This is a genomic window from Streptomyces sp. NPDC059853 (assembly GCF_042731495.1).
Lineage (GTDB): Bacteria > Actinomycetota > Actinomycetes > Streptomycetales > Streptomycetaceae > Streptomyces.
Genome location: NZ_JBHWJL010000429.1, coordinates 1 through 3,188 on the forward strand (window position 1 = coordinate 1; position 3,188 = coordinate 3,188).

Annotated in this window: 4 protein-coding genes; all 4 read right to left on the reverse strand. The window is 73.9% G+C overall.

The genetic code is table 11. The annotated features are described in order from the left end of the window. Nucleotides 1-900 (reverse strand): FAD/NAD(P)-binding protein (locus ACFV5N_RS26210; protein WP_385604533.1); only part of this gene is annotated, 900 nt, incomplete at its 3' end. Next, complete coding sequence (locus ACFV5N_RS26215; RefSeq protein ID WP_176127171.1) at nucleotides 897-1,937, reverse strand: dipeptidase; 1,041 nt, start codon at nucleotides 1,935-1,937, stop codon at nucleotides 897-899. The genes ACFV5N_RS26210 and ACFV5N_RS26215, both read right to left, overlap by 4 nt. A 38-nt stretch (nucleotides 1,938-1,975) precedes the next feature. Beyond that, a complete protein-coding gene (locus tag ACFV5N_RS26220; protein WP_385604536.1) occupies nucleotides 1,976-2,773 on the reverse strand; it encodes an ABC transporter permease in 798 nt (265 codons plus the stop codon). Beyond that, a partial coding sequence (locus tag ACFV5N_RS26225; RefSeq protein WP_385604539.1) for an ABC transporter permease occupies nucleotides 2,770-3,188 on the reverse strand: 419 nt, incomplete at its 5' end. The genes ACFV5N_RS26225 and ACFV5N_RS26220, both read right to left, overlap by 4 nt.

Here is a 3,188-nt window from a genome sequence, read left to right on the forward strand (position 1 = left end):
CCCCAGGGGCTCATCGGTGAAGTGGCGCAGCCGGTGGCCGGGCGGCATCGCGGCGGGCGCCTGGCCCCGGGCGAGATAGGGCACGCCGCGCCCGGATCCGGCGATCAGCCGGGGTTCGCGGCCGGAAGGCAGGTAGCGGAGGGTGCCGTCCGGGTTCTCGGTGAACCGGCCGCCGCGTCCGGAGGTGAGCAGGGTGAGCTGGTCGAAGAAGTTCAGCGCCAGGCCCCGTACCAGCACGTCGGCACCGGGTTCCAGACGGTCCAGGGCGGCTTCGTGCGGGTATCCGGGCGGCAGCCGCACCAGGCGGTGCCGGGCGGCGAACCCGTCCAGGGCCCGGTCGCCGGGACCCGGCCGCTGGTCGGTGTGCCCGGTCGCCAGGACCACGGCGCCGACCGCGAGGGGGCCGTCCCCGTTCTCCAGGGTGACACGGAGTCCGCCGCCGGGTGTTCTGGCCAGCGCGGTGGCCCGGGTGCGGTGCCGCACCACCCGGACCCCGGCCGGGGCGCGGCGCAGCATCTCCCCGTACGCCCAGCTCAGGTAACGGCCCATCAGCGCTCGGCCGGGGTGCTCCCACGGCTCGGGGGCCGGGCCGCGGTGGTGCGCGCGGGCCCACTCCAGCAGGGTGGGGCCGGTCAGCAGCGGGCCGGGGGTGCGGACGGAGGCGTCGGGGAAGGCGGTGGCGTGCCCGGCGAGGGTGTTCATCAGCAGCGCGGCCGGCTGGTGCGGGGACCACACCCGCCCGGCGCCCGCCTCCTCCGGCTCGACGAGGTGGACGGCGGCGGCCGTGCCCTCCCACGGGCCGCCGGGGCCGAGAGCGGCCAGGAGTTGTCCGAGGACGGCCAGGCCGCGCGGTCCCGCCCCGATCACCGCGACCGGGACCTCGGGCCGGCCGCCGGTCACTGCGGCGTGTCCCAGATGTCGGCGAGCACCCGGCGCAGGTTGCCGCCGAGCACCGCCGTGAGGTCGGCGGCGCTGTAGCCGCGCCGGGCCAGGACCTCGGTGATGCGCGGCAGGTCGGCGGGGGTGCCCATGCCCTCGGGGTGGATGAGGTCCAGGTTGAGGTCGTCGCCGACGATCGGGATCTCCGGGTAGAGCCGGCGGACCCGGGCCATGCCCGCCTTGGAGTACTTGCGCTCGTCGCCGACGTCCGTGCCGACGATGACGTGCTCGATCCCCACCAGCTGCACCAGGTGGTCGATGTTGTCGGCGAACACCTCGGCGTCCGCGCCCTCGGTCAGGCCGGTGGGCGACAGGAAGCCGGACTTGGCGGCCAGGCCGAACACGCCGCCGCGCGCGGCGAGTTCCCGCACCACCTGGTCGCTCTTGTTGCGCGGGCTGTCCACGAAGCGGGTCAGTCCGGCGTGGGTGACCAGGACCGGCTTCTCGGATGCCTCGATGGTCTCCAGGGTGGAGCGCTCCCCGGTGTGCGAGAGGTCGAGGGCGATGCCGAGCGCGTTGCACTCCTTGATCAGCGCCCGGCCGAAGCGGCTCAGCCCGCCGTTGGCCGTCTCCCCGCTGCCGTCCGCCGCGTAGTTGCGGTTCTGGTAGGTCAGGCCCATGAAGCGCAGGCCCATCTGGTGGAGGGCGTGCAGCCGCCACAGGTCCTCGCCGACCGGCTTGCTGTCCTCGAACCCGGCGAACCAGGCGACCGTTCCCTCGGCGTGCGCGCGGTCGACGTCGGCCAGGCCGTACGCCTGGAAGACCCGGCCGCCGGTCTCCGCCAGGCGCCGCTGCCAGCCGGCGATACCGGCCGCCGCCGCGTCGTAGTCCTGGGAGATGGAGACGGCGTGGTTGACGGCGGTGACGCCGGAGGCGGCGAGCTTGCCCAGGTAGATCTCGTCCGCCCAGTTCAGCGGGGTGCAGTCGAGGGCGTTGAAGACGACGCTGTCGCGGTGCAGCGCGGCCGGGTCGAAGGCCGGGGCGGGCGCGGTGGACACGGGAACTCCAGGGGGTGCGGGGGCGGGTGGGGCAGGGGTTACGGACGCAGGCTCCGGCGCAGCCCGATGCCGCGCTCGACCAGGACCACGGCCACGACGGACAGCAGCACGAGGCACACCGACAGCGCCGCGATGGACGGATCGCTGCGGTACTCGACGTACTGGAGCACGGCGACCGGCAGCGGCCGGACGGTGTGGCCGGAGACGAACAGCGAGATGACGGTCTCGTCGAAGGAGAGCAGGAAGGCGATGATGCCGCCGGAGAACAGTCCGGGCCGGATGGCGGGCAGGGTCACCCGGCGGAAGACCGTGAACGGCCCCGCGCCGAGGGTGGCCGCCGCCTCCTCCGCGCGCGGGTCCGCGCCGGCCAGCGCGGCCGTGACGGTGCGCACCACGTACGGGATGGTGACGCCGAGGTGGGCCAGGATCAGCCCCCAGTAGGTGTCGGTCAGCGGGATCGGGGCGAACAGGATGAGCAGTGCCAGGCCGAGCACGATGTTCGGCACCAGCAGCGGCGACAGGAAGGCCGCCTCCACCGCGCCCTGGCCGCGGAACCGCAGCCGGGTCAGCGCGAGCGCGGCCGGGACGCCGCACAGCAGGGCGAGCAGGGTGGTGGTCGCGGCGGTCACCGCGCTGACCTTCAGGCCCGCCTGGAAGTCCGGGTTGGCGAACACCTGCCGGTACGGTTCGAGGCTGAAGCCCTGCGGCGGGAACCGCAGATAGGTGCTCGTGTCGAACGACTCGATGAAGACGATGATGACGGGCGCGAGCAGGAACAGGTACAGGACGGTCAGCAGGACCGCCCAGCCGGTCCTGGCCACCGGGCCGCTTCTCACGTGGTCTTCCTCCCCCGCCCGGTGAACCGGGCCTCCAGGACGCGCTGCGCCCACAGGTGCAGGGCCACGACCAGGCCGAACAGCAGCAGGAGCAGGACGGACAGCACGGCGGCCACCGGCCAGTTCAGGGAGTTCATCGCCTCGTCGTAGATCTCGGTGGCCAGCACGAAGACGCGCCCGCCGCCGATCAGCCGCGGGGTGACGTAGCCGCTGAGGCTGAGCACGAAGACCAGCAGGGAGGCGGTGAGGACGCCGGGGGCGGTCAGCGGCAGGACGACGCGGCGCAGCACGGCGAACCGTCCGGCGCCCAGCGAGGCGGCGGCGCGCTCCAGTTCGGGGTCGAGGCGGCCGAATCCGGCGAGCATCGCCAGGATCGCGAACGGCATGTAGATCTCGGTGGAGGCGATCACCACCC